The organism is Streptomyces sp. NPDC091972 (assembly GCF_044756385.1).
Lineage (GTDB): Bacteria > Actinomycetota > Actinomycetes > Streptomycetales > Streptomycetaceae > Streptomyces.
Window position 1 is genome coordinate 468,616 of record NZ_JBIVSV010000002.1, and the last position, 24,836, is coordinate 493,451.

A 24,836-nucleotide genomic window follows, 5' to 3' on the forward strand; every position below is an offset into this window, starting at 1 on the left:
GTCACCTCTCCTTCTGCAGTACGGACAGCGCGGCGATGAGTTCGGCCTGGGGTTCGGGGTGGACGTCGAGGGCGTCGAGCGGGGCGAGCCGGCGTTCGCGTTCGGCGTGCACGACCCGGTCGAGGTGCTCGGCGAGCAGCCGGCCGCCCCGGTCGCGCAGCCGCAGGGCCCCGTGGGCGCCGATCCGCTGGGCGAGCCCCTCGCCCGCGATCCGCGCCCGGCGGCCGCCGAGCAGCGCGGTGGCGACGAGGGCGGCGACCGTCTCCGGGTCGGGCGCGACCCCGCGGTCGAGATCGCGGACCTCTTCCTCGGCGTACTCCTCCAGCTCCCGCCGCCAGCGTCGTACGGCCATCCCGATCCGGTGCTCGGCGCTCTCCGGGGCGGGGTCGCGCTCCGTCAGTTCCGGTGCGGCCGCGGCCGGTTCGCGCCGCCAGGCCTCGTCGACGCGTTCGTCGGCGGCGGTGACCGCGCACAGCAGGAGGGCACCCAGGCTCTCCACCAGGGCGTCCAGGAGTTCCGCCGCGGTGCAGTCGAGGGGGAAGGCCCGCCAGCGCTTGAGGGCGTCACCGGCGAGCACGGCACCGGCCTGGAGCCGCCCCCGCACGCGCGCGTACTCGCTGTCGTACGCCCCCTCGACGGCGGTGGTGAGCCGCAGCGCGGCCGCGTACTGGGCGGCGGCCGCACCGGCCAGTTCGGGCATCCGGGACCTGAGGGAGGCGAGGACGCCGTTGGCCGTACGGGCGACGGCGTGCTGCCGGGCCGCGGGGTCCTGCGTCTGGTGGACGAGCCAGGTGCGCAGCGAGGCCACGGCGGTGGCCGGCAGCAGTCCGCCGCCCCAGGCCGACTCGGGCAGTTCCGGCACCGTGAACCGGGGCACCTCGCCGAGGCCCGCCTTGGTGAGCAGGGCGCCGTACTGCCGCGAGACCTCGGAGACGACCTGGTGCGGCACCCGGTCGAGGACGGTCACGAGGGTGGCGTCGTACTCCTTGGCGGTGCGCAGGAGATGCCAGGGGACGGCGTCGGCGTAGCGGGCGGCCGTGGTCACCATGATCCAGATGTCGGCGGCGCAGATGAGCTCGGCGGCGAGGACGCGGTTGTCGGCGACCAGGGAGTCGACGTCGGGCGCGTCCAGGAGCGCGAGGCCCGGCGGGAGGGTGTCGGCGGTCTCGACGCGCAGCACGCGCGCGGGGTTCTCGCCGGGCAGCAGGAGTTCGTCCCCCGGCTGACCGTGGGGCACCCACACGCGCGTGAGGTCGGGCAGCACGCGCATTCCGCTGAACCAGTGATGGTCCTCGGGATGGCAGACCAGTACGGGTGTGCGCGTGGTCGGCCGCAGGACGCCCGCCTCGCTCACCCGGCGCCCCACAAGGGAGTTGACGAGGGTCGACTTGCCGGCCCCGGTGGAACCGCCCACCACGGCCAGCAGCGGCGCTTCGGGGTCCCGCAACCGGGGCACCAGATAGTCGTCGAGCTGGGCGAGCAGTTCGTCGCGGTTGGCACGCGCGCGTGGGGCCCCCGCCAGGGGCAGCGGAAAGCGTGCGGCGGCGACACGGTCGCGCAGGGCGGACAGTGCGTCGAGTAGCTGAGGCCGTACGTCCAAGGTCACCACATGTGAAGAATGCCCAATTTTAGGGGAATTCTGAAGCATATGAACATGTCTGCGCGCCGACCGGACACAAGGGACGGAAGGGATGACTGGGACGGAGGCACAGTCCAGGCATAACGAGTGCACAACACCCGGTGCGCGAGGCGCCAAAAGCGATGCACGATTCGTACCTGCCTGCGATTATCAGGACCGCTTCACCGAACCTCCACATCGAGCCACGGAGGCGAAGCAACAGGGACAAGGTCGTGGGAGCCCTATCCTTGTCCCCGGCAACGTCACGGAACGGCCCACACCCGGGCACCCAAGACAGAGGCCACCACACCCGGCCCCCGTAGCTCAGTGGATAGAGCAGGCGCCTTCTAAGCGCTTGGCCGCAGGTTCGAGTCCTGCCGGGGGCGCAAACACCTTCTGACCACGTAGTTCGGGCAGGGGGTCTTTTCATGTCCGGCCCCCGCACCGGCAGGTGGCCAAGCGCTTCGGGGCAGTCGCGCGCCCGAGGCCGAGCGGCGAGAGGGGCCCGCGTGTCCGAGAACAGTTCCCCGGCAGAGGTCGTCTCCGTCCCCGTGGGGACCGTCGTCGGCGGGCGCACGGAGGTCGTGGACGACGACTGGGGCAAGGAGACCGCCGTCGTACGACTGGACGCGGACCGCTTCGGGCCCGAGGCGCTCGCCGGGCTGGACGGCTTCTCGCACCTGGAGATCGTCTACCACTTCGACCGCGTGCCGGTGGACCGGATCGAGACCGGCGCCCGCCACCCGCGCGGCAACACCGACTGGCCCCTGGTCGGCATCTTCGCCCAGCGCGGCAAGAACCGCCCCAACCGCATCGGCGTCTCCCGCTGCCGGCTGCTGCGCACCGACGGCCTCGACATCCACGTCCAGGGCCTGGACGCCGTCGACGGCACCCCGGTCCTCGACATCAAGCCCTACATGGCCGAGTTCGGCCCGCAGGGACCCACGGACCAGCCCGCCTGGGCGAGCGAGATCATGCGCGACTACTACTGACAGTGCCACGGCGTAGAGTCGATCACCTGGTCGATCACCTGAACGATCAAGCCCTGACCGGATCAAGCGGGGAAGGACCGACATGCGTCTGCGCTGTGCCGTGCTCGACGACTTCCAGCGGGCGGCGACCCGGTTCGCCGACTGGTCACCACTCGCGGACCGGGTCGACGTCGTCGCGTACGACACCCACTTCGCCGACGAGGACGCGCTGGCCGCCGCCCTCGCCGACGCCGACATCGTGGTCAGCCTGCGCGAGCGCGTCCCCTTCCCCGCCTCCCTCATCGCCCGCCTGCCCCGGCTGAAGCTCCTCATCGCCTCCGGCATGCGCAACTCCGTCATCGACTACGCGGCCGCCGAGGCCCACGGGATCACCGTGTGCGGTACGGCCAGTTCGTCGACCCCGCCGGTGGAGCTGACCTGGGCGCTGCTGCTCGGCCTGGCCCGCGGGATCGTCGAGGAGAGCAACGCCCTGCGCGCGAACGGCCCGTGGCAGTCCACCGTCGGCGCCGACCTGCACGGCCGCCGGCTCGGACTGCTCGGCCTCGGGAGGATCGGCGGCCGGGTGGCGCAGGTCGGGCTCGCCTTCGGCATGGAGGTCGGCGCCTGGAGCCAGAACCTCACCCGGGAACGCGCCGACGAGGTCGGCGTACACCTCGCCGGGTCCAAGGAAGAGCTGCTCGCCGAGAGCGACTTCGTCTCCGTCCACCTCGCCCTCGGCGACCGCACCCGGGGCCTGCTCGGCGCCGCCGAACTCGCCCTCCTCAAGCCCACCGCCTACCTGGTCAACACCTCGCGTGCGGCGATCGTCGACCAGGACGCGCTCCTCGCCGCCCTGCACGAGGGCCGGATCGCCGGCGCGGGCGTCGACGTCTTCGACACCGAGCCCCTGCCCGCCGGCCACCCGATGCGCACGGCACCGCGCCTGCTCGCCACTCCGCACCTCGGCTACGTCTCACAGGCCAACTACGCGACGTACTACGGCCAGGCCGTCGAGAACATCCAGGCCTACCTGGCGGGCTCCCCCGTGCGGCGGCTCCCCTGACGCGGGCGGCGCCCGGGCCTCCGCTGCGAAAAGGGTGATCCCCACATGAACGCCGTTACCAGGAGTGAGCCTCCGCGTTGAAGGGGAAGTGCGAGGGCGCGTCCTGCCGTCGCACTCACCGAGTCAAAAGGAGAACGTGATGTCTCGCATCGCGAAGGCAGCAGGTGTCGCCCTCGGCACCGGTGCCGTGGTCATCGGCGGCGCGGGCCTGGCCCTGGCGGACGCGGGCGCCGACGGCACCGCCGTCGGCTCGCCCGGTGTCCTGTCCGGCAACGTCGTCCAGGTCCCGATCCACATCCCGGTCAACGTGTGCGGGAACACCGTCAACGTGATCGGCCTGCTGAACCCGGCCTTCGGCAACAGCTGCGCCAACGTCAGCGACAGCCACAAGGGCAACCCCGGCCCGGGTGGGCACGGCGGCTACGGCGGCTGATCGTCCGTACGCGCACAAGAGCCCCGGCACCTCAGGCGCCGGGGCTCTTCCCTGTCCGTCCGTTCCGCGTCGGCGGACCCGCCCGCGTGAACTCTCAGGCGTACCGGTAGATCCCGCTGACGTCCTCGAGCTGATCCGGCGTCACGTCCCACGGCGGCAGTTGCTCGTGCCGGGCCACGACCCGCTCGTGCTGGTCGCTGGCCGGGCCCGGCGGCCTGGCGGGCAGGTAGCGGGCGCCCGCGTGCCGGCGCTGCCAGCGGTACCAGCACAGGTCGACGAAGGCGTGGTGCAGCCAGAACACCGGGTCGTTGACGGACGCGCCGCCGACCATCGCCCCGCCGACCCACCGGTGCACCCGGTTGTGGTTGCGCCAGGAGACGCTGCCCCGCCCGCTCCCCCACCCCTCCAGCTTGTTGCGGAAGCCCTTGGTCACCGTCGAGTTCCACGGGGAGACGTCGTAGACGGGATCGGCGAGCGCCCCCTCCAGCTCGCTCCTCGTCGGCAGCGCGAGGGGAGCGGCGGCGCGCCCGAGATCCCGGGTGAGGAACTCCGTGTCGGTGACGCCCTCCCGGAGGGTCCAGTTGCCGCTCGCGTAGGCGAACGGCCCCGTCATCACCTGGCGGTCCGAGCGCCGCCCGTTGCCGCCGAGAAGGTCCTTGGCCCAGGGCACGGACGTTGTGGTGCGGTCCCGGGTCCAGTCCCAGTACGGCACCGTCACCGAGGAGTCCACCCGGCGCAGCGCCCGCTCCAGGTCCAGCAGGAAGCGGCGGTGCCAGGGCAGGAAGGAGGGCGCCATGTGGGCGGTGCGCAGACCGTCCTCGCCGTCGGAGACGTAGTACTGGATGTGGACGCGCACGAACTCGTCGTACTCACCGCGCCGTTTCAGCTCCAGCAGCGCGTTCACGAACCGCCGCTTCTCGCCGGCGGTCAGGGTGCTGACGTCCTTACGCGTGTACACCATGGTGGCCCCCCGTGTGCGTGTCGCCCGCCCCGGCGCCCGGGTCGCGCAGCCGCCGCCCCGGCCCCAGCTCGTCGACGGCCGCGCGGGCCGCCTCCAGCGGGGTCGGGTACGAGCGGTAGTGGTCGACCATGCTCAGCCAACTGCCGTCCGCTCGGCGCATGAGGTGCAGCGGCCGGTCGTCCACCGTGACGTGCCACGGGCCGTCGGCGTCGACCGGGTGCCCGACGGTCGCCATCCGCGAGCCGCGGATGCGGTGGCCGAGACGGATCTCGTCGAACTCGAAGGCGAGGTCGGCCGGCCCGGCGGCCCGGCGCAGGGGCCGGGAGGCGGCCACGACGGGGGCCAGCGCCATGGCCACGGCCGTGGCGAGCACTCCGCGCAGCACGCCCCGCCGCGCCGTGCGCACCGGCCGGGGTCTCACCGCCGCCGTCCCGGCCCTCGCCACTCCCCCACCGACGCTGACGACCATCGTGCACTCCTCGTCCGGTTCCGATGTACACAGCCGTAACCGCCCGAGGCCCCCCGGGGTCACTCCCGCCGGTCGCGGTCCTACAGGCCCGGCCCCACGCCCAGGTCCGCGGCGGGCACCGCCTGCAGGACGGGGGCGAGGATGCCCGCCTGCGGGAGCTTGGTGTCCGGCAGGCCCATGTGGTCGGGGTTGGGCCGGGTCAGCGGGGCGTCCACGCTCAGGCCGGGCGAGAGGGTGCGCAGGTCGGACGCCGGCACACCGACACCGACGTGGTCGAACTCCGTGCCGAGGACGTGCGGCACGGGCGCGCGCAGGCCGGCGCCGGGCAGGCCGCCGGTGACCGGCAGCTGCGGGACGGTGCGCGCCGGGAGGAGCCGGCCCTCGACGAACTGCGGCCCGTTCGGCTTGCCCGGCTTCGGCAGCGGGATCTCGCCGCTCAGGCTGGGCAGCTCCATGTTGAGGGTCTTCTCGGCGGCTTCCAGGGGCACCGGGACGGGGACCGTGCCGACCGCGGCGGCGGGCGCGGCGGCCGCGCCCATGGCGGCCGCGACGCCGGTGACGACGGCGGCAAGGGTTCCTCGGGTGGTCGACTTCATGGCAGGTGCGGTCCCTTTCAGGGTTCGGGGGCTCAACGTCCTTACCGCGTAACGATCCTGGGGCGGTCACCAGCGCAAGAATCCCCCGGGTGCCGCAGTAGTACGACGAACCGACAGCGGCCCGTCAGCCCGTCCAGAAGTCCCACCAGCGGGTCAGGACCAGCATCCCGACGATCCCGGTGTGCAGCACCGGCGGCACCCAGGCGAACTCGTCGAGGAAGTCCCTCAGCGGGGCGGGCGCGGGCAGCAGCCGGTGGCGTACGGCGTGCGCGGCGACGTACCAGAACAGCGTGATGGTGGCGATCCAGGCGAGGCAGCACCACAGGCACAGGGCGTTGATCCGGTACAGCGACTCGAACTGGAGCCACGACACGAACCCGATCCCGAACAGGCAGCCGGCCCCGAAGGCCAGCCAGTACCAGCGCGGCAAGCGGGCTCCCGCGAGCAGGCTCGTGCCGACGCAGACCACGATGGCGTAGGCGACCAGGCCCAGCATCGGGTTGGGGAACCCGAAGGCGGAGGCCTGGTCGCTCTCCATGACGCTGCCGCAGGAGACCACCGGGTTGAGGCTGCACCCGGGGGTGAAGTCCGGGTCCTCCAGCAGGTGGAACTTGTCGAGCGTGATGACCCAGGAGGCCAGCAGCCCGGCCGCCCCCGTGACCACCAGCAGGAGGGCGAGGGCACGGCTCGCGCCCACGGGTTCCCGCGGCTGCCGTCCCGGGGCGGCCACGGTGTCAGGCGCGCAGGCTGCGGGCCGGCAGCACGATGTGCGCGGCGGCGTCCAGGGTCTCGTCGGCGTTGACGAACTCGGCGAGCGTCTCCGGGTCGACGGACTCGCCCGGCTCGGCCCCGGTCCAGGCGCGGGTGGTGAAGATGAGGTAGGCGAAGCCGCGCGCCTCGACCGCCTCCAGCCACTCCGGGGGCACGGTGCACTGGACGTTGAGCCGCGGCATGGTGAGGACGGCCTGGCCCGCGACGACGAGCAGGCCGACCGGGAGACTGGGCCTGGCGATGCCGTCGACCAGCTCCCGGCCGACCGGCAGGCCGTTGTCGGTCAGCAGCCGCTCGACCGCTGCGGACGTCGCCTGCGGACCGCCCTCGGTGTTCCCGAGGGAGCAGACCAGGAGGTGGGGGATGGCGACGCCGTCCGCGTTCTCCCCGCTCCAGGGCAGTACGACGACGGTGCCCAGGTCGGCGGAGCGCAGGGGGCGGGTTTCGCTTGAGGTTGAGGTCACCGGGCGACCATATCGACGCCCCGGTGGGCCACCTGGGCGTTCTCACCCGAGCGGGCGATGGGCCGCGGTCCGTCCACACGAACGAGGGACGGGGTCGAACAGCGCGAAGGGCCGATCCCGGGCCCGGACGGCCACCACGGAATCGGCCCTTTTCCCGGATGTCTCCGGCGCCGGGAAAGCGGATTCAGCCACCCACGGGAAGAACGCCGGCAATTCCGCCGTCGTTGTTCAGGTCCTGGGTCGCGCCCTTCACGGCGTTGAGCACGGAGCCCGTCTTCTCGGTGTCGAGCGCGTCCGACTGGTGCTGGAGCGGCATCACGTCGATGGGCCCCCTGGTGAGCGCGTTCACGGCGCCGTTGAGGCTGGTGGGCGTGAGGTCGGCGCTGTTGTAGGCGAACGCGGGCGCTGCGGCACCGGCGAGGACCAGGGAACCGGCAACGACAGCAGCGGCCTTCAGGGACTTCATCGTGTTCCTTTCTTCGGCAACTCATGTCGCCAGAGGGAATTCTGACGCCGTGCCCAACGAGTTGCGACCGGAGCGGAAACTCCTTTTATGAGTCCTCATATGAGATCCCGCCGGTCAGTTGGACGGGCCGCCCGCGGGCGGGGCCGGCAGGCTCGGCGCGGGCAGTCTGCCGCCGACCAGCGTCGCGGCCACGGTGTCGACGAGGCTCGCCACCGAGTCGGTGACCGCGGCGGAGATCTCAGCGGCGTCGCCCGAGGTCACCGCCTCGATCAGCTCGTCGATCGCCTTCTGCAGCGCGGCCAGCGCGTCCCCGATGACGTCGGCGGGGGCCGCCCCGGTGGCGCCGCCGTTCCTCGTGGGCGCGGGGAGCGTGGTGGCGGGCGCGGCGTCGGCCCGGGCGATGGCGTCCTTCACGGCGGTGCCGAGCTCGGTGGCCTGGGCGGCCGGGAGGCGGCCGTTGTCGGCCCTGAGCACGGTGTTCAGCAGGTCGGTGACCGGGGTGATCACGCCCCCGAGGTCGCTGAGAGCCTTGACCTGGGCGAGGAGCGCGTCGGCGTCGGGCAGGGGCGCGCGGGACACCGCGTGGGGATGCTCGCGGGCCGGGTCGGCGGCGACGGCGGCCGGACCGGCCAGGCCGACCAGGAGGGTGGCGCACAGTGCGGTGGACGCGATGCGCCGTGCGGGCAGACCACGCATGGGGGTTCCTTTCGGTGAGCGTCGGATCTGTGCCCACCGTGAGTTCACCCACCGCGCCCCGCAACTCGTGTCCACCGTCGGAGCAACGCAGACCGGCCGCTCTCCCGCGCGCGAAGCACGGGAGGGCGGCTGGCCTACGGGGTGGCGGGTGAACGTCAGTCGTTCTCGCACTGGTTGCCGAACGCCGGGTTCAGCAGGGCGATGATGTCGACGGTGTTGCCGCAGACGTTGACCGGAACGTGAACCGGAACCTGGACGACGTTGCCCGACAGCACGCCCGGGGAGTGAGCGGCGGCGCCCTGCGCGCCACTGTCGGCGACGGCGATGCCCGCACCACCGGCGACGGCCGCGGCGGCAACGGAGGTCAGGGCCAGGCCCTTCGCGATACGCGACATGGAGAGTTGCTCCTTGGGGATTGACACAAAACACCCGGGCGGGATGCCCGGCGTTGTGTCAACGCGCGGCGCCCGCGCGAGTTGTGCGGCCAAAGGGGTGATCTGCCGGAACCACCGGTGCGCGATTCCGACACGGTTGACTGATTTGACAGTAATAGTCCGGATCGCGACTAGAGTTGCGGACCTCCCGAGGCCCCCGCAGACGGCACGTCGCACGCACGGGGCGCCGTACCTTCCCGAAAGGGCAACGCCGGTCATGCGCAATACCCCGGGCCCACTGCCGCGCCGTGCGGTCGCGGGCGTGCTCCTGCTGGCGGCCCTGTGCACGCCCCTGCGTGCCGAGGCGACGGTGCCCGGCCCGTCGGCCGCGGAGGCGCGGCGGCTCCCCTTCGACGAGCGGTACCGCGCGACCCAGCACGGCGGGATCGTCCGCGCCGCCAACACCTCCATCACCTGCCGTGCCACCGGCACCGGGGCGGCACCCTCCTGCCCGGCCGTACGCGCGGGCGGGAAGGGGGCCAACGGCGACTTCGACATGTTCTACGTCGACGTGGACCGCGACCCGAACACCTACAACTCCTCCCGCGCCGAGGTCCGGCTGCCCAGGGGCTCGCGGGTGACGTACGCGCGGCTGTACTGGGGCGGCAACCTGCGGGTGGGCGAGCAGAAGCCGCCGAAGGACAACGGGCGGGTGCTGGTCGCGGAGCCCGGCGGGCAGTACAAGGCCCTCCTCGCGGACACCGTGGTGGGCCACCGGACGGCGCACGGCGCGGACGCCTTCCAGGCCTCGGCGGACGTCACGGAACTGGTCCGGGACAGCGGCTCGGGGCTGTGGACGGTGGCGCAGGTCAACGTGGCGATGGGCAGGTCGGCGGCCGGGGCATGGGGCGGCTGGACGCTGGTGGTGGCGTACGAGAACCAGGCCGAGCCGCTGCGGCACCTCGCCGTCTGGGACGGCTTCGACGCGCTGAACTCCCGTACCGTGCCGGAGATCCGCCTGGGCGGGCTGCGCCTGGCGAGCAAGGGCGCCGGCCGGGTCGGGCTCGTCGCCTACGACGGCGACCGCGGCCGTACGGGCGATTCGCTCACCGTGTCGACCGGCCGCGGCGCGAGGACCTCTCTGGCGGGTCCCGGCGGTCCCCGCGACGACGTGCTGAACTCCACGATCGCCGAGGCAGGGGCGCCCGCGCCGGAGCGTGTGCCCTCCTACGCGCACACCCTCGGCTACGACTCGGACGTGTTCGAACTCGGAAACGCTCTGCGGCACGGCGGTGACCACCTGGCCTTCCGGCTCGTTTCCCAGCGGGACGCGGCATGGGCCGGCGCGCTCTTCGTCGCCGTCGACGCCCGGCAGTAGGCGCGTTCCGGCCCGTCCCGAGCCCGTCCGTGAGCGAGGAAACCGCGCAATGCACCAGTCAGCAACCGATCCCGGGCCACGGGTCCTGCACCTCACGCAACCCGTGGACGGCGGAGTGGCCCGGGTGGTGACGGACCTCGCGCGGGCCCAGGTCGCCGCCGGTCTGCACGTCACGGTCGCCTGCCCGGACGGCCCCCTCGCCGCCGACCTGCGCGCCCTGGGCGCGGACGTACGGCGGTGGGAGGCGACACGCTCACCGGGTCCGGCACTCGTCCGCGAGGTGCGGCGGCTCGCCCGGGTGGTCGAGGAGGTGCGGCCGGACCTGGTGCACGCGCACAGCGCGAAGGCCGGACTGGCCGGACGGATCGCCGTGCGGGGGCGGATCCCGACCGTGTTCCAGCCGCACGCATGGTCGTTCGAGGCGGTCGGCGGTGTCACCGCTGCCCTCGCGCTCGCCTGGGAGCGGCGCGGGGCGCGCTGGGCCACGCGGACCGTGTGCGTCAGCGAGGCGGAGCGCCGGACGGGGCAGCGGGCCGGGATCGCGGGGCGGTGGAGCGTGATCCCCAACGGGATCGACACCGAACGCTTCCGTCCCGCCGCCGCGGACACCGTACGGGCGCGGCTTCTGCCCGGGGTCGACCCGGCGGCGCCGCTCGTGGTGTGCGTGGGGCGGCTGTGCCGGCAGAAGGGGCAGGACGTCCTGCTGCGGGCCTGGGACGCGGTGCTGCACCGGGTGCCTGAGGCGCGACTGGTGCTGGTCGGGGACGGACCGGAGCGGGACCGGCTGCGCGAACGGGCCCCGGGGTCCGTGCTCCTCGCGGGGCCCGTCGCCGACGCCGTGCCCTGGTACCGGGCCGCCGATCTGGTCGTCCTGCCGTCGCGCTGGGAGGGCATGGCACTCGCCCCGCTGGAGGCGATGGCCTGCGGGCGGCCCGTGGTGGTGACGGACGTGGACGGCGCCCGGGAGAGCCTGCCGCCCGCTCTCGCACCGCGCTGCCTGGTGCCCCCGGAGAACCCGGCGGCGCTGGCCGACGCCGTCGCCGCACTGCTGCTCGACCCGTCGTCGCGCACGTCGCTCGGCCACCAGGGGCGCCGTCACGTCCTGTCCACGCACGACGTGCGGCGCACGTCCGAGGCGGTGGCGGGCCTGTACCGCGACCTGCTCGACGCCGAGCCCGCCGCGCGCGTCGCGCCCACCGAGTACAGGGAGCCCATCCACTCGTGACCGCGGAAAGCACCGTCCCCTCCCCCGGCACACAGGCCAGGGACCTCGGATTCTCATCCGTCTCGATCATGCCGCCGCGCGGCTCCGGCGCGGGTTTCCGGTTCCCCGCCCGGCGGCCCCCGGCGCGCCCCGCCTCCCCGGTCCCGCTGCTCACCGCGGACCTGGTCGCCGCCCTCGTGGGCGCGTTCGCGTGCAGCGCCGCCCAGTGGCGGCCGCTGCTCGTGGCGCTGCTGGTGGCCGCCTCGATGCTGCTGCGCCCGCACCCGCCCCGCCAGGTGGCCGGCGTCCTCGACGAACTGCCCGCCGTCTGCGCCCGGATCGCCGTCGCCTGGCTGGCCCTCGCCGCCGTGGTGGCCGCGTACGACCCGGAACGGGCGCTCTCCCCGGCCACCCTCGCCGCCGGCTTCCTGTTGCAGTCGACCGTGGCCTGCGCGGGCCGCGGCGCCGTGCGCCGACGCCAGCGCCTCGCCCGGCTCACCCGGCCGCGCAGCGCGCTCGTCATCGGCCCGGCGGCGACCGCCCAGCGCGTGGCCGCCGCCGTGCTGCGCCATCCGGGCTGCGGGGTCCGCCCCGTGGGGGTCGTGACCGAGGAGCCCGACGGCGGCGAGGGACTGCCCGTGTTGACCACCGGCGAGGAGGTCGAGCGGGCCCTCATCCAGAACGGCGTGCGGGACGTCCTGACCGTGCATCCCTCCGTACGGTCCCGGCAGGGCCCGTTGCTGCGGGCGCTCGCGGAGTCGGGCTGCGCGGTGTGGGAGATCGACGCGGAGTCGCCGTCGTACGAGATGCGCGAACAACTCGCCGGGTTCTCCTGCCGGCGTCTGGTGATGGGGTCGCGGCGGCGGGGCAGCGCCGGGAAGCGGGCGCTGGACGTGGTGGTGTCCGGGACGCTGCTGCTGCTGGTCAGCCCGCTGCTGCTGGTGTGCGCGGTGGCGCTGCGACTGAGCGGCGGGCCGGGCGTGGTGTTCCGGCAGGAGCGCATCGGCAAGGACGGCAAGCCGTTCACGCTGCTGAAGTTCCGCACCCACCGGCCGGTCGACGCGCACGAGGCGGCGACCCGCTGGAGCGTGGCCAACGAGCACCACATGCCGTGGCTGTGCCGCTTCCTGCGACGGACCTCGATGGACGAGCTGCTCCAGCTGTGGAACGTCCTGCGGGGCGACATGAGCCTGGTCGGTCCGCGGCCCGAACGCCCCTACTTCGTCACGAAGTTCAGCCAGACCTACCCCGGTTACGCGGCCCGCCACCGGATGCGGACCGGTATCACCGGGCTCGCCCAGATCAACGGGCTGCGCGGGGACACCTCGATCGAGGACCGCTGCCGGTTCGACAACGCGTACATCGACAACTGGTCGCTGTGGCAGGACATCTGCATCCTGCTGCGCACCGCGGCCACGCTCGTGCGTCCGACGGGGAGCTGAGCGCGCATGAGTCACGCGCTGAACCTGCCGCGGGTGCGGGAGCTCTCCCCCGTCCTGCCGGTGGTGGCCGTGGTCGCCCTGCTGGCGCTGCCGGTGTCACCGACCGCCGAGAGCGGTGCGGGGCCGGCCGACGCGGTCTCCGGCCTGGTGGTGCTGTACTGCGTGGTCCGGCTGGTGCGGGAACGCCGGCGCCCTCTGTCGTGGACGGCCGCCGTCGTCCTCGGCCTGCCGGTGGCCGGACTGGCCGTGGCCGCGGTGGGCGCGTCCTCGCCGGCGGCCGGGCTCACCGGACTGGGCCGCTACCTCCAGGTCTTCGTGCTGGTCCCGGCGGCCGTGCTGCTGCTGGTCCGGGACCGGCGCGACTTCCGGCTGCTGGCCTGGTCGTTCGTGGCGCTGGCCGGGTGGCAGGGCGCGATCGGCGTGCACCAGTACGCGACCGGGACCGGCGCCTCCTACCAGGGGGAGGACATCCGGGCCGTCGGCACCTTCGGGGCGGCGGACGTGATGGGGATGGCGACCGTCGTCTCCTTCGGCCTGGTGTGCGCGCTCGCGCTTGCGCTGGGACAGGCGTCCGTACGGCAGCGGGCGGTGGCCGCCGGGTGCGCGCTCGCGCTGCTCCTGCCGCTGGCGCTGTCCTTCAGCCGGGGCGCGTGGATCGCCACCGCCGTGACCTGCTCGGTGCAGTTGGTGCTGGCCGGACTGCGGCGGGCGCTGGTGGTGGGGGCCGTGACGGCCGCCGTCGGGGTGGTCCTGGTGGGCGGTCTCGGAGTCGGCTCGGCGCAGTTGCAGGAGCGGATCGGCAGCATCACGCAGGTCGCCGACGCTCCCGACCAGTCCGTGACCGACCGGTACACCATGTGGGCGGCGGCCGTCGGCATGTGGCGCGAACAGCCGCTGGCCGGCGTGGGGTTGAAGGGCTTCCCCGAGCAGCGGGACGCGCACGCCTCGCTGGCCCTGTCCGCCGGCAGCGACACGGAGGGCGCGGGCGCGGCCTTCCGCCGGCAGCCACTGCTGTCCCCGCACAACATGTACCTCCTCGTGCTCGCCGAACAGGGCCTGATCGGTCTGCTCGCCCTCGCGGGCGCCTGGCTGGCGCTGCTGGTGTGCGGACTGCGGGGGCTGGTGCGGGCGCGCGCGTCCGGGCGGGGGCTCGACTGCGCGCTCGTCGGCTGCGGGCTGCTGGTGTGGCAGCTCACGGACTTCGTGTACGCGGACATCGGCGGGCCCTCGACCGTGCTGACGGCGGTGTGCTTCGGGGTGGTGGCGTGGTGGGCGCTGGTCGGGAGCGGTGCCGTGCGGGCACGGGACGAGAGCGCTGACGTGCCCGCACGGGACGGGTCCGGCGCGGCCGAGGGGGCCAGGAGCCGATGACGGTGACACCGCCACATCCCTCGGGTTCGACGGGGTCCGGGTCCGGCGCGGGCCCAGGGTTCGGGTCCGGCGTCAGCTCCGGGTCCGGCGCGCGCCCGGGCTTCGGGTCCGGCGTCAGCCCCGGCCCCGCGTCCGGCATCAGCCCGAGGTCCGGGGCCGGAACCGGCGTGGGCCCTGGAAGCGGTGGACCGTTGTCCGTCCCCCCGGCCCGCACCGCCGCCGAGCCGGTCCGCCATGCCCCCGAACTGCCCCCCGTCTCCCGCCGTTTCCTCGCCAAGGCCACCGCCGTCACCGCCGCCCTGTCCGTCGCCGGGGCGCTCCTCGGGCTGGTCCGTGACCAGTCGCTGGCCCGGCTGTTCGGGGCCGGCAGCGGGACGGACGCCTTCCTGGTGGCGTGGACCGTGCCGGAGTTCGCGGCCACGCTGCTCATCGAGGACGGGCTGGCCTTCGTGCTGATCCCGGCGTTCAGCCTGGCCCTGGCCCGGCGTGCCCAGGGCGCCCCCGGCGATCCGGTCCGCGCCCTGGTCGCCGCCACCCTGCCCCGTCTGACCCTGGTCTTCGTCGCCGCGTCCGCACTGATCGTGGCCACCGCCCCCTACCTGGTCGAGGTCCTGGCGCCGGGTCTGCCCGATCCCGCCCTGGCCGTGGACTGCACCCGGCTCACCGCGACCTGCGTGCTGAGCTTCGGGCTCGCCGGGTACTGCAGCGCGGTGCTGCGGGCGCACCGGCGGTTCCTGATGCCGGGCGCGATCTACGTGGCGTACAACGCCGGGATCATCACGGCGATGTTCGTGCTGGGCGGCGCCTGGGGGGTGCGTTCGGCCGCGGTGGGCGTCGCGGTGGGCGGTGCCCTCATGGTGGTGGTGCAACTCCCCGCGGTGTGGCGGCGGTTGCGCCACTCGCCGGTGGGCCGGGAGGCGCCCGCCGAGACCCCGGACCGGGCGGTGACGCTGGCGCTCGTCGCCACCGTCCTGCTCTTCGCGCTGTGCCGGCAGTCCCAGGTCCTCGTCGAGCGCTTCCTCGCCTCGCCCCTGCCCGCCGGGGCCATCTCGCACCTGAACTACGCGCAGAAGGTCGCCCAGATCCCGATGACCCTGTCGCTGATGCTGTGCACGGTCACCTTCCCGGTGGTCGCGCGGGCCCTGGCCGACGGTGACACCGAGCGGGCCCGCACCCGCGTGGAGCGGGACCTGGCGCTGGCCGCCTGCACGGTGCTGCTCGGCGCGGCCACGGTGATCGCGTGCGCCCCGCAGATCATCGAACTCCTCTTCCAGCGCGGCGCGTTCACCGACCGGGACACCGCGGCCACGGCAGGCGTGATGCGCGTGTACGCCCTCGGGCTGCTCGGCCAGACCCTGGTAGGCGCGCTGATCCGCTCGTACTTCTCGGCGGGCCGCCCCACCTGGTACCCGGTCTGCGCGATGGCCGCGGGCATCGCGGTCACCTCGTCGGCCGGCGCCTGGGCGGTGGGCGTCTGGGGCGTGTCCGGGATCGCCGCCGCCAACGCCGCCGGGATCACCGTGACGGCGTCGCTGCTGCTCGCCGGGATGGGGACGACGTACCGGGGCGTCCCGCGCGGCATCCCCGTCCGCACCCGGCAGGTGCTCGCCGAGCTGAGCCGCCCGGTGTGCGCGGCCGCGGCCGCGACGCCGGCGGGCTGGCTGGTCGCCGGCCGCACCGCGGAGCCGCTGCCGGGGCTCCTGGCGGGGGCGGCGACCGCGACCGCCGTGTTCGTCCTGCTCGGCCTGGCCCTGGGCGCCCAGGGCTTCGCACCCGCCCTCCGTTCCGTACGGGCCGCCGCCCGTACCCTCACCCGAAGGCTCCCGCATGGCCGTTGACTCCGCCGGCACCCGCACGGCGCCCCGCCGCGGTCCCGCTCCCTGGGTGGCGATGTACCACTCGGTGACGGACTGCACGGACGACCCGTACCGCATCACCGTCACGCCCGACCAGCTGGAACGGCAGCTCAGATGGCTCGCCCTGCGAGGTGTGCGGGGCGTGTCCATGGCCGAGCTGCTGGCCGCACGCGCGCGCGGCGAGGGCCGGCGGCTGGCCGGGCTCACCTTCGACGACGGCTACGCCGACTTCGTCGACCACGCCCTGCCGGTGCTGCGCCGGCTGGACTTCGGCGCCACCCTCTTCGTGCTGCCCGGCCGGCTCGGCGGCGACAACGCCTGGGACCCGCTGGGGCCGCGCAAACCGCTCCTGACGGCGGACGGCATCCGACAGGCGGCGCGGGCGGGCATCGAGATCGGCTCGCACGGGCTGACGCACATCGACCTGACGGCCGCGGACGACCTCCGGCTGAAGACGGAGGTCGTCGAGAGCCGGGCCGCCCTGGAGGACCTGCTCGACGCGCCGGTGGACGGCTTCTGCTACCCCTACGGCACCGTCGACCGGCGGGCCGTCGAGGCCGTCCGGAGCGCCGGGTACCGCTACGCCTGCGCCATCGACCCCGGCGCGCTCACCGGCCCGCTCGCCCTGCCCCGCCTGCACATCGGACAGAACGACGACTCCGTACGCCTGTTCCTGAAGTACCGGCTGCACCGGCTGCGGCGGCGCCCCGTGGAGGGTCTGTGACATGAGGGCCCTGCACATCATCACCGGCCTCGGTGTCGGCGGCGCCGAGCAGCAACTGCGGCTGCTGCTGCGCCACCTGCCCGTCGACTGCGAGGTCGTGACGCTCACCAACCCGGGCCCGGTCGCCGACGGGCTCGCCGCGGACGGGGTGCGGGTCACGCACCTCGGCATGGCCGGCAACCGCGACCTGGCCGCCCTGCCCCGGCTGGTCCGGCTCATCCGCCGGGGCGGCTACGACCTCGTGCACACCCACCTCTACCGCGCCTGCGTGTACGGCCGGCTCGCCGCGCGCCTCGCGGGGGTCCGGGCGGTCGTGGCCACCGAACACTCGCTGGGTGACTCGCAGATGGAGGGGCGCAGGCTCACCTCGGGCGTCCGGGCGCTGTACCTGGCCAGCGAGCGGCTCGGCCGGTCCACCGTCGCGGTGTCCCCCACGGTCGCCGACCGGCTCAAGCGCTGGGGAGTGCCCGCCCCGCGCATCGAGGTCGTCCCGAACGGCATCGACCTGGCCCGCTTCCGCTTCGACCCGGCCCGGCGGCTGCACACCCGCCAGCGGCTCGGGCTGCCGGAGACGGCGTACGTCGTCGGCGGCATCGGCCGTCTCACGGCGGCCAAGCGGTTCGACGTGCTCATCCGCGCGGTCGCCCAACTCCCCGACAACTACTGGCTTCTGCTGGTGGGGGGCGGACCGGAGGAGCACGTCCTGCGGCGCACCGCGCACACGGCCGGGGTCGCGGACCGCGTCCTGTTCACCGGTGAACGCCCCTGCGTTCCCGACGGCTCCCCGGGGCCCGACCTCCCGTCGCTCACCTCCGCGATGGACCTGCTCGCCTCACCGTGCCCGGAGGAGGCGTTCGGCCTGGCCGTCGTGGAGGGCCTCGCCGCCGGACTGCCCGTGCGCTACGCCGCCTGCCCGGCGGTCGAGGACCTGCCCCCGCACTCCGCGCCGGCCGCCCGCCGGGTGGCCGGCGGCGCGGACGCGTTCGCCCGGGCACTGGCGGCAGCCCGCGCCGAGGGTCCCCTGCCGCGCACCGCGCCCGACGCCGCCCACCACTACAGCATCGCCCGCAGCGCCGCGCTGCTCATGGACGTCTACGCGGCGGCCCACTCCTCGTCCCCGTCACCTCACGGAGTCAGTTCCCGATGACCGAGAATCCCACCGGCCCCCGCCGCCCGTACCGCGCCCTCACCCGTGCGAGGTCGCTGCCGGCCTGGTCCCTGCTCGCGGCCGGTGTCCTCGCCGGCGGTCTGCTCGGCGGCACGTACGGCCTGGTCAGGACGCCGACGTACACGGCCACCAGCTATCTGGTCGCCGTACCGACCGAGCGGTCCGACTCCGCGACCGCGCTGGGCTTCGCGCAGGCCTACGGGCGGGTCGCCACACAGCTCGCGGTGCTCGGGGACGCGCAGGTGTGGGCGGGCGTGCCGGTGAAGACGCTCCAGTCGAGCGTGCAGACGGCGACCTCCCCGGACGCGCCGATGGTCGCGGTCACGGCGACCTCCTCGCGCCCGGACCTGGCCGCCGACATGGCCAACGCCGTCTCTCGCGCGCTGACCCGGCACGCCGACGACTCCCAGGCCGACACCCACGTCGAGCTGCGGCAGTTCGCCCGCGCCACCCGTCCCGGCGGGCCGTCCTCGGCGTCGTCCGCGGTGACCGGCCTGGTCGGGGCGAGCGCGGGCGGTCTGCTCGGCGGGCTGGTGCTGCTGGTCCGGCCCCGGCGGCGCACGGGCGAACCCGTACGGCCGCCGTCCGTGCCGAGCCCGGCCACCGCCGTCGACGTCCACGGGCAGCCGTGACGTACTCCGTGGAACTCGTCACCGACGACACCGCCTTCGCCGAACTCGCCCCGGACTGGGCCCGGTTGTACGGCAGGTGCGCGGCGGCGACCCCGTTCCAGAACCACGCCTGGCTGCACTCGTGGTGGCTGTCCTACGGCAGCCGTGGCCGGCTGCGCCTGCTGCTGGTCCGCGACGGCCGCGACCTCGTCGCCGCCGCCCCGCTGATGCGGGTCCGGCGCCCGGTGCCGACGCTGGTGCCGCTCGGCGGGGCGATCTCCGACTACGGGGACGTGCTGCTGGACGACGAGCGCGGCGAGGAGGCGGTGGCCGCCCTCACCGAGGGGCTCGCGGCGGCGGCCCGCACCGCGCTGATCGACTTCCGCGAGGTGCGGCCCGGAGGCGCGGCCGAGCGGATCTACGAGCGCTGGCGCGGCCCGCGTCGCCGGGTGAGCGACTCGCTCTGCCTGGAGCTGCCCGCCGTGCCGATGGACGATCTGGTCGCCCGGCTGCCCTCGGCGAAGGCCCAGCGGGTGCGGGCCAAGCTGCGCAAACTGACCGCGCTCGGCGTGCAGCGTCAGGTGGTGCGGCCGGAGGAGGTCGACACCGCGCTGCGGCGGCTGCTGGAGCTGCACCGGCTCCAGTGGCAGGGGCGGAAGGTGACGTCCGAGCATCTGCGCAGCCGGTTCTGCGACCACCTGGTGCGGTCGGTCGGGCCGATGGTGCGGTCGGGGGACGCCGTGGTCACCGAGTTCCGCCTCGGCGGGGAGGTGGTGGCCGTGGACCTGACGCTGCTGTCCCGGCGACTGGCGGGCGGCTATCTCTACGGGGCCCACCCGCGGCTGCGGGAGAGCAAGGCGGACGTGGCGGTGATGCTGCTCGACGCGTGCGCCGAGCACACCCGCACCGGCGGGCGCGGCACCCTGAGCCTGCTGCGCGGCAACGAGCCCTACAAGCATCACTGGCGTCCCGAACCGGTCGTCAACCAGCGGCTGTTGCTGGCCCGGCGACGCACGGCCCCGCTGCTGTCGGCGACGCTGTGCGACGTGGCCGCCCGGCGGCGGGGCAAGGAACTGCTGCGACGCTGGAGGGAGCGCGGTGGCGACGGGCCGTGACCGACCCGCCGCCTCGGGTTCACCGGCTGCGCGACCACCAGTCGAAGCGCAGGCACAGTTTCCCGCCGAGCCAGTACTCGACCCAGTCGCCGAGTTGCAGCGGCGAGCAGTCGGCCGGGGGCACGGGCGTGGCCGGTGCCGTCGGGGTGGCCGGTGCCGTGGGTGTCGTCGGGGTCGGGGCCGGGGTGTCCCCGCCGGGCTCGGTGGGCTTCGGGGTCGGGTCGTCGGTGCGGCCGAAGAGCACGGACCGGTAGACCTGCGAGGACCTGGGGTTGGCGGCGCACTGCCAGACCCCGTGCGGGCAGTAGTCCGTCACCGTGTTGTACAGCGGCTTGTGCGCGTCCATCCACGCCAGCATGCCCCGCATGTACGCGGAGTTGTCACCGTTGCGGAAGAGTCCCCATTCCGGATAGGAGATGGGCTTTCCGTGCGCCTTCGCGAAGTCCACCTGGTGCTGGAGGCCGTACGGCTCCTTCACCTGCTCCTCGAAGGACAGTCCGCTCGGCTGGTCGTAGGAGTCCATGCCGATGATGTCGACCGTGTCGTCCCCGGGATAGCACTCCGTCCAGGGGACGGCGTCCCGGCCGCGGCTCGGAGCGAAGTCGAAGCGGAACTTCTGGCCCGGCACCGCGCGCATCGTGGTGACGATCCTGTTCCAGTACGTCTTCCACGTCTGCGGGTCGGGCCCGCAGCGGTGGGTGTACGTCGTGCCGTTCATCTCCCAGCCGAGGACGAGGACGGTGTCCGGCACCTTCAGCTCGACCAGTTGCTCGGCGAGCGCGCGGAAGTGGCGGTCGAACTCGCCGGCGGCACCCCGGCGCAGCAGCCGCCGCACCTCGGCGTCGGAGACGTTCTCCTCGTTGCGCTCCATCATGGGCACGTTGAGGACGAGCATCCGGTCGGCCTGCCGGGTGCGCCAGTCCGCCCACACGTCGAGGAACCCGTACCGGCCCTCGATGTTGCTCCAGCGGTCGCCGGGCAGATAGGTGTGCCCGACGCGCAGCTCGGCACCGCCCAGCCAGTGACTGAGCTCGGCGATGCGGGCCACGCCGCGGGGCCCGTAGTCGAGGTAGGCGCCGAAGGCGGGCGCGTTCTTCGCCGGCGGGACCGGCGGGACGGGTGTGCCCGGCGTGTCGGGGACGGGCGGAACCGCCGGCACCGGTGGGGTGACCGTCGGCGTCGGGGCCGGCGGGGTGAGCGTGGGTGTCGGAGCGGGAGGATCGGCGACCCGCGCCGTCCCCGCGGCGAAACCCGGACCCGAGGCCAGGACGACCGCCGCGGCGACCGCCGCCGTGGTGACCGCCAGTCGTCGGGAACGGGCTCCTCGCTGCTGTGAGGACATGCCTGCTCCTTTCTCTCCGTCAACTGACACTCAGTCACATCAATAGGACCAACGCCACCGCGGTTGCGGCTTTCGAGTGCACCGATCGCCCGCCCGAGTGAAACCAGCCGAAGGAAATGCCCGTGTCGCTGCTCGACACCCGCGTCCCCGCCGTCCTGCTGCGGATCGACCGGAACCCCTTTCACCACGGAACACTGGGGGCCGTACGCTCACTCGGCCGGGCGGGGGTCCACGTCCATCTCGTCGCGGAGTCCACCGGAAGCCCGGTACGGGCATCGCGGTTCGTACGGCAGATCCACCCCCCGCCGCCGCCCGGCGCCTCCCTCGGTGACATCGCCGTCGCCCTGCGCCGGATCGCCAACGGTGTCGCGCGTCCGGCCGTGCTGATCCCGATGGACGACGCGAGCGCCATCGCGGTGGGCCGGCTGCGGGACGAACTGGCCCCGGCCTACCTGCTGCCCCAGCAGCCGGGCTCGCTGCCCGAACGCGTGGCCGACAAGGCGGAACTGGCCGAGGTGTGCGCGGCTGCGGGCGTGCCCCACCCCGAGACGGTCGTCCCGGAGAGCGCGGAACACGCCGTGCGCGCCGCCCGGGGACTGGGGCTCCCGGTGGTCGCCAAGTGGAGCCGGCCCTGGCTGCTGCCCCCGGGGACCGGGCTGCGCAGCACGGTCGTGGTCCGCTCGGCGCAGGAGGCGCGGGACCTGTACCTGCGGACCGGGGAGGCGGGCAGCCGGCTGCTGCTCCAGGCGTTCCTGCCGGCCGGACCCGACCGGGACTGGTTCTTCCACGGGTACGCCGACCGCTCCGGGGCCGTGTGCGGCGGCGGCACCGGCGTCAAGACACGGGCCTGGCCGCGCGGGGCGGGGCTGACGGCGGCCGGCCGCTGGACACCCAACCCGCAGGTGCGGTCGCTCGCCGGGCAACTGGCGGGCGCACTGGGCTATCGGGGCATCTTCGACCTCGACTTCCGCCGCTGCGGCGCGACGGGGCGCTATCACCTGCTCGACTTCAACCCGCGCCCCGGGGCGCAGTTCCGGCTGTTCACCGACAGCGCCGGGCTGGACGTCGTCCGCGCCCTGCACCTCGACCTGACCCACCGTCCGCTGCCGGACGGGGTGCCGCTGCCGGGGCGGGAGTTCGTGGTGGAGAACTACGCCCCACTCACCGCGCTGCGGCCCGCCCCTCGCGCCGGCCGCGAGCTGGCCTGGAACGCGCGGGACGACCGGGGGCCCGGGCGGGCGCTGTGGAGCCTGTGGGCACGCCGGGTGGCGGACCGGCTGCTGGCTCGCGCCACCGCCCGCTGCACCGGGTCACCCCGCGTCCAGTCCCCGGGTCTCCCCCCTGGCCTGCCCCGCGACCGGTCCCACGACCTGTCCCCGGGAGTGTCCCCCGAGCTGTCCGGCGACGTCTCCGACGGCTTCGACGGCTTCCGCGACGAGAAAGCGAGCAGTTGCTGATGTACGACCTGCTGGTGGTGGGCGCCGGGCCCTACGGCCTGTCCATCGCCTCCCATGCCGCGGCCGCCGGGCTGAGGCTGCGCGTCTTCGGCCGGCCCATGGCGTCCTGGCGCGACCACATGCCCCGCGGCATGTTCCTCAAGTCGGAGCCGTGGGCCTCCAACCTCTCGGACCCGGAGGGCTGTTGGCAGCTCGACCGGTACTGCGCGGGACGGCGGGCGGCGGCCCGGCACGGGGAGCCGATCCCCGTGGAGACCTTCGCCGAGTACGGCCTGTGGTTCGCGCGCAACGCCGCGCCCGAGGTCGACGAACGCACGGTGACCCGGGTGACCCCCTGCCCCGGCGGCTTCGAGGCGGTCACGGCGGACGGCCAGGTCGTGCACGCCCGCACGGTCGCCCTGGCGGTCGGCGTGATGCCCTTCGTCGAGATCCCGCCGGCCCTGCGCGGCCTGCCCGCCTCCCTCGTCTCGCACAGCAGCCACCACCACGACCTCTCCGGCTTCCGCGGCCGGGACGTGACGGTCGTCGGCGGCGGCCAGGCGGCCCTGGAGACCGCGGCCCTGCTCGCCGAACAGGGCACACGGGTAAGGGTGTTGGTGCGCGCCGACCGCCTGGTCTGGAACGATGTGCCACCGCCGTGGGAACGCCCCTGGTGGCAGTCGGCCCGCGCCCCGCACAGCGGCCTCGGCTGCGGCTGGCGCAACTGGTTCTACGCCGAACGCCCCGGCCTCTTCCACCGCCTCCCGGAGTCGACCCGGACCCGCCTCGCGGCGACGGCTCTCGGCCCGGCGGGCGCGTGGTGGGTGCGGGACCGGGTGGAGGGGACGGTGGAGGTACTGCCCGGCCACGAGATCGCGGCGGCCCGGCCGGTGCGGGACGGGGCCGGGGTCCGGCTGGAGGTGGTGCACCGCAACGGCGGTGACGGGCCAGAGCTCCTGTCGGCCCTGGAGACCGACCACGTCGTCGCGGCCACGGGGTTCACGGCCACCTGCGACCGGCTGACCCTCCTCTGCCCCGACCTGCGCGCCGCCCTCGTGACGAGCTCGCCCGGTGCACCCCGGGTGACCTCGGTCTTCGAGTCCTCGCACGCGGGCCTCTTCCTGGCCGGCCTGATCACCGCACCGGGGTTCGGCCCTGCGATGCGGTTCGTGCACGGGGCGGCCTACACGGCACAGACGTTGGTGCGGGGGGTGCGGCGCCGGCTGCGGGCCGGGGGCGTGGGAGCGGCGGTCCCGGCGCCGGGGAGGCGGGGGCACAGCGGGGCGCCGACGGGTGCGCGCGGCTGACGGCTTCGGCGCTCGTGCGGCGAGCCGCGGGTGCCGGACGTCGACGGTCCGGCACCCGGCGCACTAGCGGCGGGAGGCGGCCCGGCCTCGGCGGTACAGCACGACCCCGCCCACGATCATCGCGGCACTGGCACCGGAAGCGGCCAGCATGGCCTCGGCACCGGTGTGCGGCAGCTCGGGCGGAGGCGTGTGGTGCCCACCGGGAGGCGTGTGCCCACCGGGCGGAGGGGTGTGCTCGCCACCGGGGGGCGGAGTGTGCTCGCCGCCGGGCGGGGGCGTGTGCTCGCCGCCGGGCGGGGGCGTGTGCTCGCCGCCAGGGGGAGGCGTGTGCCCACCCGGCGGAGGGGTGTGCTCGCCACCGGGGGGCGGAGTGTGCCCACCGGGAGGCGGAGTGTGCTCGCCACCGGGCGGGGGCGTGTGCTCCCCACCGGGAGGTGGTGTGTGGTCACCCGGCGGAGGCGTGTGATGGTCCCCGGGCGGAGGCGTGTGCTCCCCGCCGGGAGGCGGGGTGTGCCCACCGGGCGGAGGCGTGTGGTCGTCCGGCGGGGGCGTGTGGTGGCCGCCCGGAGGAGGCGTGTGGTCGCCGTAGCCGCCGCCCTCCTCCTCCCCGGAGTCGTCCCCGTACCCGCCGTCCTGCTGGTGCCCGGAGTCCCCGTGGCCGGGACCGTCGTCGCCGTGCCGCGGGCCGCGTGAGCCGTGCTTGCCCGAACCCGGCCCCTCGGCGCAGGAGTTGGCGAAGGCCGGGTTGAGCCCGGCGACCACGTCGACGGAGTCGCCGCAGGCGTTGACCGGCACCTCGACGGGCGCCGCCGCGTTGTCGCCGGACAGGACGCCGGGCGAGTCCGTGGCGACCCCGCTCGTGTGCGTGTCGGCGAGGACGGGGCTGCTGCACAGGGACAGAATGCTTGTCGCGGCGGCGGCCGCGACCATTCCCCTACTCAGGGTCTGTCGCAATCTCGTTGTCTTCCTGCTTGTAGAAGTGGGAAAAGCCGGCCCCGGA

At 74.3% G+C, this 24,836-nt stretch carries 25 protein-coding genes and 1 tRNA gene; 15 read left to right on the forward strand and 11 right to left on the reverse strand.

Translation table 11 applies throughout. The features are described 5' to 3' along the window. Position 1: 1 nt before the first annotated feature. Positions 2–1,609, reverse strand: coding sequence for a dynamin family protein (locus ACIQJT_RS07355; RefSeq protein WP_365450135.1), 1,608 nt, complete (start codon positions 1,607–1,609; stop codon positions 2–4). Positions 1,610–1,931: 322 nt separating this feature from the next. Between ACIQJT_RS07355 and ACIQJT_RS07360 the strand changes: the two genes are divergently transcribed. The 4 genes from ACIQJT_RS07360 to ACIQJT_RS07375 all read left to right on the forward strand — a co-directional run bounded on the left by ACIQJT_RS07360 (position 1,932) and on the right by ACIQJT_RS07375 (position 4,085). Continuing rightward, positions 1,932–2,004: transfer RNA gene (locus ACIQJT_RS07360), tRNA-Arg, on the forward strand. A 123-nt stretch (positions 2,005–2,127) separates the two neighbouring features. After that, the gene (locus ACIQJT_RS07365) at positions 2,128–2,610 is read left to right on the forward strand and encodes an SAM-dependent methyltransferase (RefSeq protein ID WP_365450133.1); all 483 of its coding nucleotides are present in this window, start codon (positions 2,128–2,130) and stop codon (positions 2,608–2,610) included. 82 nt (positions 2,611–2,692) lie between these two features. Further along, complete coding sequence (locus tag ACIQJT_RS07370) at positions 2,693–3,652, forward strand: D-2-hydroxyacid dehydrogenase family protein (protein WP_402640682.1); 960 nt, start codon at positions 2,693–2,695, stop codon at positions 3,650–3,652. Between the two features lie 139 nt (positions 3,653–3,791). Beyond that, positions 3,792–4,085, forward strand: a complete 294-nt coding sequence (locus ACIQJT_RS07375; protein ID WP_053849884.1) for a chaplin — start codon at positions 3,792–3,794, stop codon at positions 4,083–4,085. Positions 4,086–4,179: 94 nt separating this feature from the next. Here ACIQJT_RS07375 and ACIQJT_RS07380 read toward each other — a convergent pair whose 3' ends face one another. From ACIQJT_RS07380 to chpG, 8 genes are all read right to left on the reverse strand, one after another. Further along, complete coding sequence (locus ACIQJT_RS07380; RefSeq protein WP_402640685.1) at positions 4,180–5,046, reverse strand: tyrosinase family protein; 867 nt, start codon at positions 5,044–5,046, stop codon at positions 4,180–4,182. Beyond that, positions 5,030–5,515, reverse strand: coding sequence for a tyrosinase family oxidase copper chaperone (locus tag ACIQJT_RS07385; RefSeq protein ID WP_402640688.1), 486 nt, complete (start codon positions 5,513–5,515; stop codon positions 5,030–5,032). The genes ACIQJT_RS07380 and ACIQJT_RS07385 overlap by 17 nt, the downstream gene beginning before the upstream one ends. An 80-nt stretch (positions 5,516–5,595) precedes the next feature. Further along, positions 5,596–6,111: a hypothetical protein gene (locus tag ACIQJT_RS07390; protein WP_365450125.1), complete on the reverse strand. Its 516-nt coding sequence runs from the start codon at positions 6,109–6,111 to the stop codon at positions 5,596–5,598. A 124-nt stretch (positions 6,112–6,235) separates the two neighbouring features. Then, a complete protein-coding gene (locus ACIQJT_RS07395; RefSeq protein ID WP_402640691.1) occupies positions 6,236–6,841 on the reverse strand; it encodes a vitamin K epoxide reductase family protein in 606 nt (201 codons plus the stop codon). A gap of 4 nt (positions 6,842–6,845) precedes the next feature. Next, the gene (locus ACIQJT_RS07400) at positions 6,846–7,346 is read right to left on the reverse strand and encodes a DUF5949 family protein (RefSeq protein ID WP_365450121.1); all 501 of its coding nucleotides are present in this window, start codon (positions 7,344–7,346) and stop codon (positions 6,846–6,848) included. Positions 7,347–7,530: 184 nt separating this feature from the next. Beyond that, positions 7,531–7,812 carry a hypothetical protein gene (locus ACIQJT_RS07405; protein ID WP_365450119.1) on the reverse strand — a complete coding sequence of 94 codons (282 nt, stop codon included), beginning with the start codon at positions 7,810–7,812 and terminating at the stop codon, positions 7,531–7,533. A gap of 114 nt (positions 7,813–7,926) precedes the next feature. Next, positions 7,927–8,508, reverse strand: coding sequence for a hypothetical protein (locus ACIQJT_RS07410; protein ID WP_402640695.1), 582 nt, complete (start codon positions 8,506–8,508; stop codon positions 7,927–7,929). Positions 8,509–8,663: 155 nt separating this feature from the next. Further along, positions 8,664–8,903 (reverse strand): chaplin ChpG, encoded by a 240-nt coding sequence (gene chpG / locus ACIQJT_RS07415; RefSeq protein WP_365450115.1) that lies wholly within the window; start codon positions 8,901–8,903, stop codon positions 8,664–8,666. 256 nt (positions 8,904–9,159) lie between these two features. Between chpG and ACIQJT_RS07420 the strand changes: the two genes are divergently transcribed. The 9 genes from ACIQJT_RS07420 to ACIQJT_RS07460 are packed head-to-tail and all read left to right on the forward strand — an operon-like array spanning position 9,160 to position 19,751. After that, positions 9,160–10,260 (forward strand): DUF3344 domain-containing protein, encoded by a 1,101-nt coding sequence (locus tag ACIQJT_RS07420; protein ID WP_402640700.1) that lies wholly within the window; start codon positions 9,160–9,162, stop codon positions 10,258–10,260. Between the two features lie 49 nt (positions 10,261–10,309). After that, positions 10,310–11,485 (forward strand): glycosyltransferase, encoded by a 1,176-nt coding sequence (locus ACIQJT_RS07425; protein ID WP_402640703.1) that lies wholly within the window; start codon positions 10,310–10,312, stop codon positions 11,483–11,485. After that, positions 11,482–12,906, forward strand: coding sequence for an exopolysaccharide biosynthesis polyprenyl glycosylphosphotransferase (locus ACIQJT_RS07430; RefSeq protein ID WP_402640705.1), 1,425 nt, complete (start codon positions 11,482–11,484; stop codon positions 12,904–12,906). Before ACIQJT_RS07425 ends, ACIQJT_RS07430 begins: the two co-directional genes overlap by 4 nt. 6 nt (positions 12,907–12,912) lie before the next feature. Continuing rightward, positions 12,913–14,277, forward strand: coding sequence for an O-antigen ligase family protein (locus ACIQJT_RS07435; protein WP_402640707.1), 1,365 nt, complete (start codon positions 12,913–12,915; stop codon positions 14,275–14,277). After that, positions 14,274–16,115 carry a murein biosynthesis integral membrane protein MurJ gene (murJ, locus tag ACIQJT_RS07440; RefSeq protein WP_402640709.1) on the forward strand — a complete coding sequence of 614 codons (1,842 nt, stop codon included), beginning with the start codon at positions 14,274–14,276 and terminating at the stop codon, positions 16,113–16,115. The genes ACIQJT_RS07435 and murJ overlap by 4 nt, the downstream gene beginning before the upstream one ends. Further along, positions 16,105–16,857, forward strand: coding sequence for a polysaccharide deacetylase family protein (locus ACIQJT_RS07445; protein WP_402640711.1), 753 nt, complete (start codon positions 16,105–16,107; stop codon positions 16,855–16,857). Before murJ ends, ACIQJT_RS07445 begins: the two co-directional genes overlap by 11 nt. A gap of 1 nt (position 16,858) precedes the next feature. Continuing rightward, positions 16,859–18,004 carry a glycosyltransferase gene (locus tag ACIQJT_RS07450; protein WP_365450102.1) on the forward strand — a complete coding sequence of 382 codons (1,146 nt, stop codon included), beginning with the start codon at positions 16,859–16,861 and terminating at the stop codon, positions 18,002–18,004. Continuing rightward, positions 18,001–18,657, forward strand: a complete 657-nt coding sequence (locus tag ACIQJT_RS07455) for a lipopolysaccharide biosynthesis protein (protein ID WP_365450100.1) — start codon at positions 18,001–18,003, stop codon at positions 18,655–18,657. Before ACIQJT_RS07450 ends, ACIQJT_RS07455 begins: the two co-directional genes overlap by 4 nt. Beyond that, positions 18,654–19,751, forward strand: coding sequence for a GNAT family N-acetyltransferase (locus ACIQJT_RS07460; RefSeq protein WP_365450098.1), 1,098 nt, complete (start codon positions 18,654–18,656; stop codon positions 19,749–19,751). Before ACIQJT_RS07455 ends, ACIQJT_RS07460 begins: the two co-directional genes overlap by 4 nt. 19 nt (positions 19,752–19,770) lie before the next feature. Here the strand turns inward: ACIQJT_RS07460 and ACIQJT_RS07465 are convergent, their stop codons facing one another. Further along, the gene (locus ACIQJT_RS07465) at positions 19,771–21,093 is read right to left on the reverse strand and encodes a glycosyl hydrolase (protein WP_365450096.1); all 1,323 of its coding nucleotides are present in this window, start codon (positions 21,091–21,093) and stop codon (positions 19,771–19,773) included. Between the two features lie 116 nt (positions 21,094–21,209). On the opposite strand from ACIQJT_RS07465, the gene ACIQJT_RS07470 reads away from it, so the two are divergent. Both ACIQJT_RS07470 and ACIQJT_RS07475 read left to right on the forward strand, forming a co-directional pair. Further along, the gene (locus tag ACIQJT_RS07470) at positions 21,210–22,550 is read left to right on the forward strand and encodes an ATP-grasp domain-containing protein (RefSeq protein ID WP_402640715.1); all 1,341 of its coding nucleotides are present in this window, start codon (positions 21,210–21,212) and stop codon (positions 22,548–22,550) included. Further along, on the forward strand, positions 22,550–23,836 hold the full coding sequence (locus tag ACIQJT_RS07475; RefSeq protein ID WP_365450092.1) for an NAD(P)-binding domain-containing protein: 1,287 nt from the start codon (positions 22,550–22,552) through the stop codon (positions 23,834–23,836). Before ACIQJT_RS07470 ends, ACIQJT_RS07475 begins: the two co-directional genes overlap by 1 nt. 63 nt (positions 23,837–23,899) lie before the next feature. Here ACIQJT_RS07475 and ACIQJT_RS07480 read toward each other — a convergent pair whose 3' ends face one another. Beyond that, positions 23,900–24,766: a chaplin gene (locus tag ACIQJT_RS07480; protein WP_402640718.1), complete on the reverse strand. Its 867-nt coding sequence runs from the start codon at positions 24,764–24,766 to the stop codon at positions 23,900–23,902. Positions 24,767–24,836: the final 70 nt, after the last annotated feature.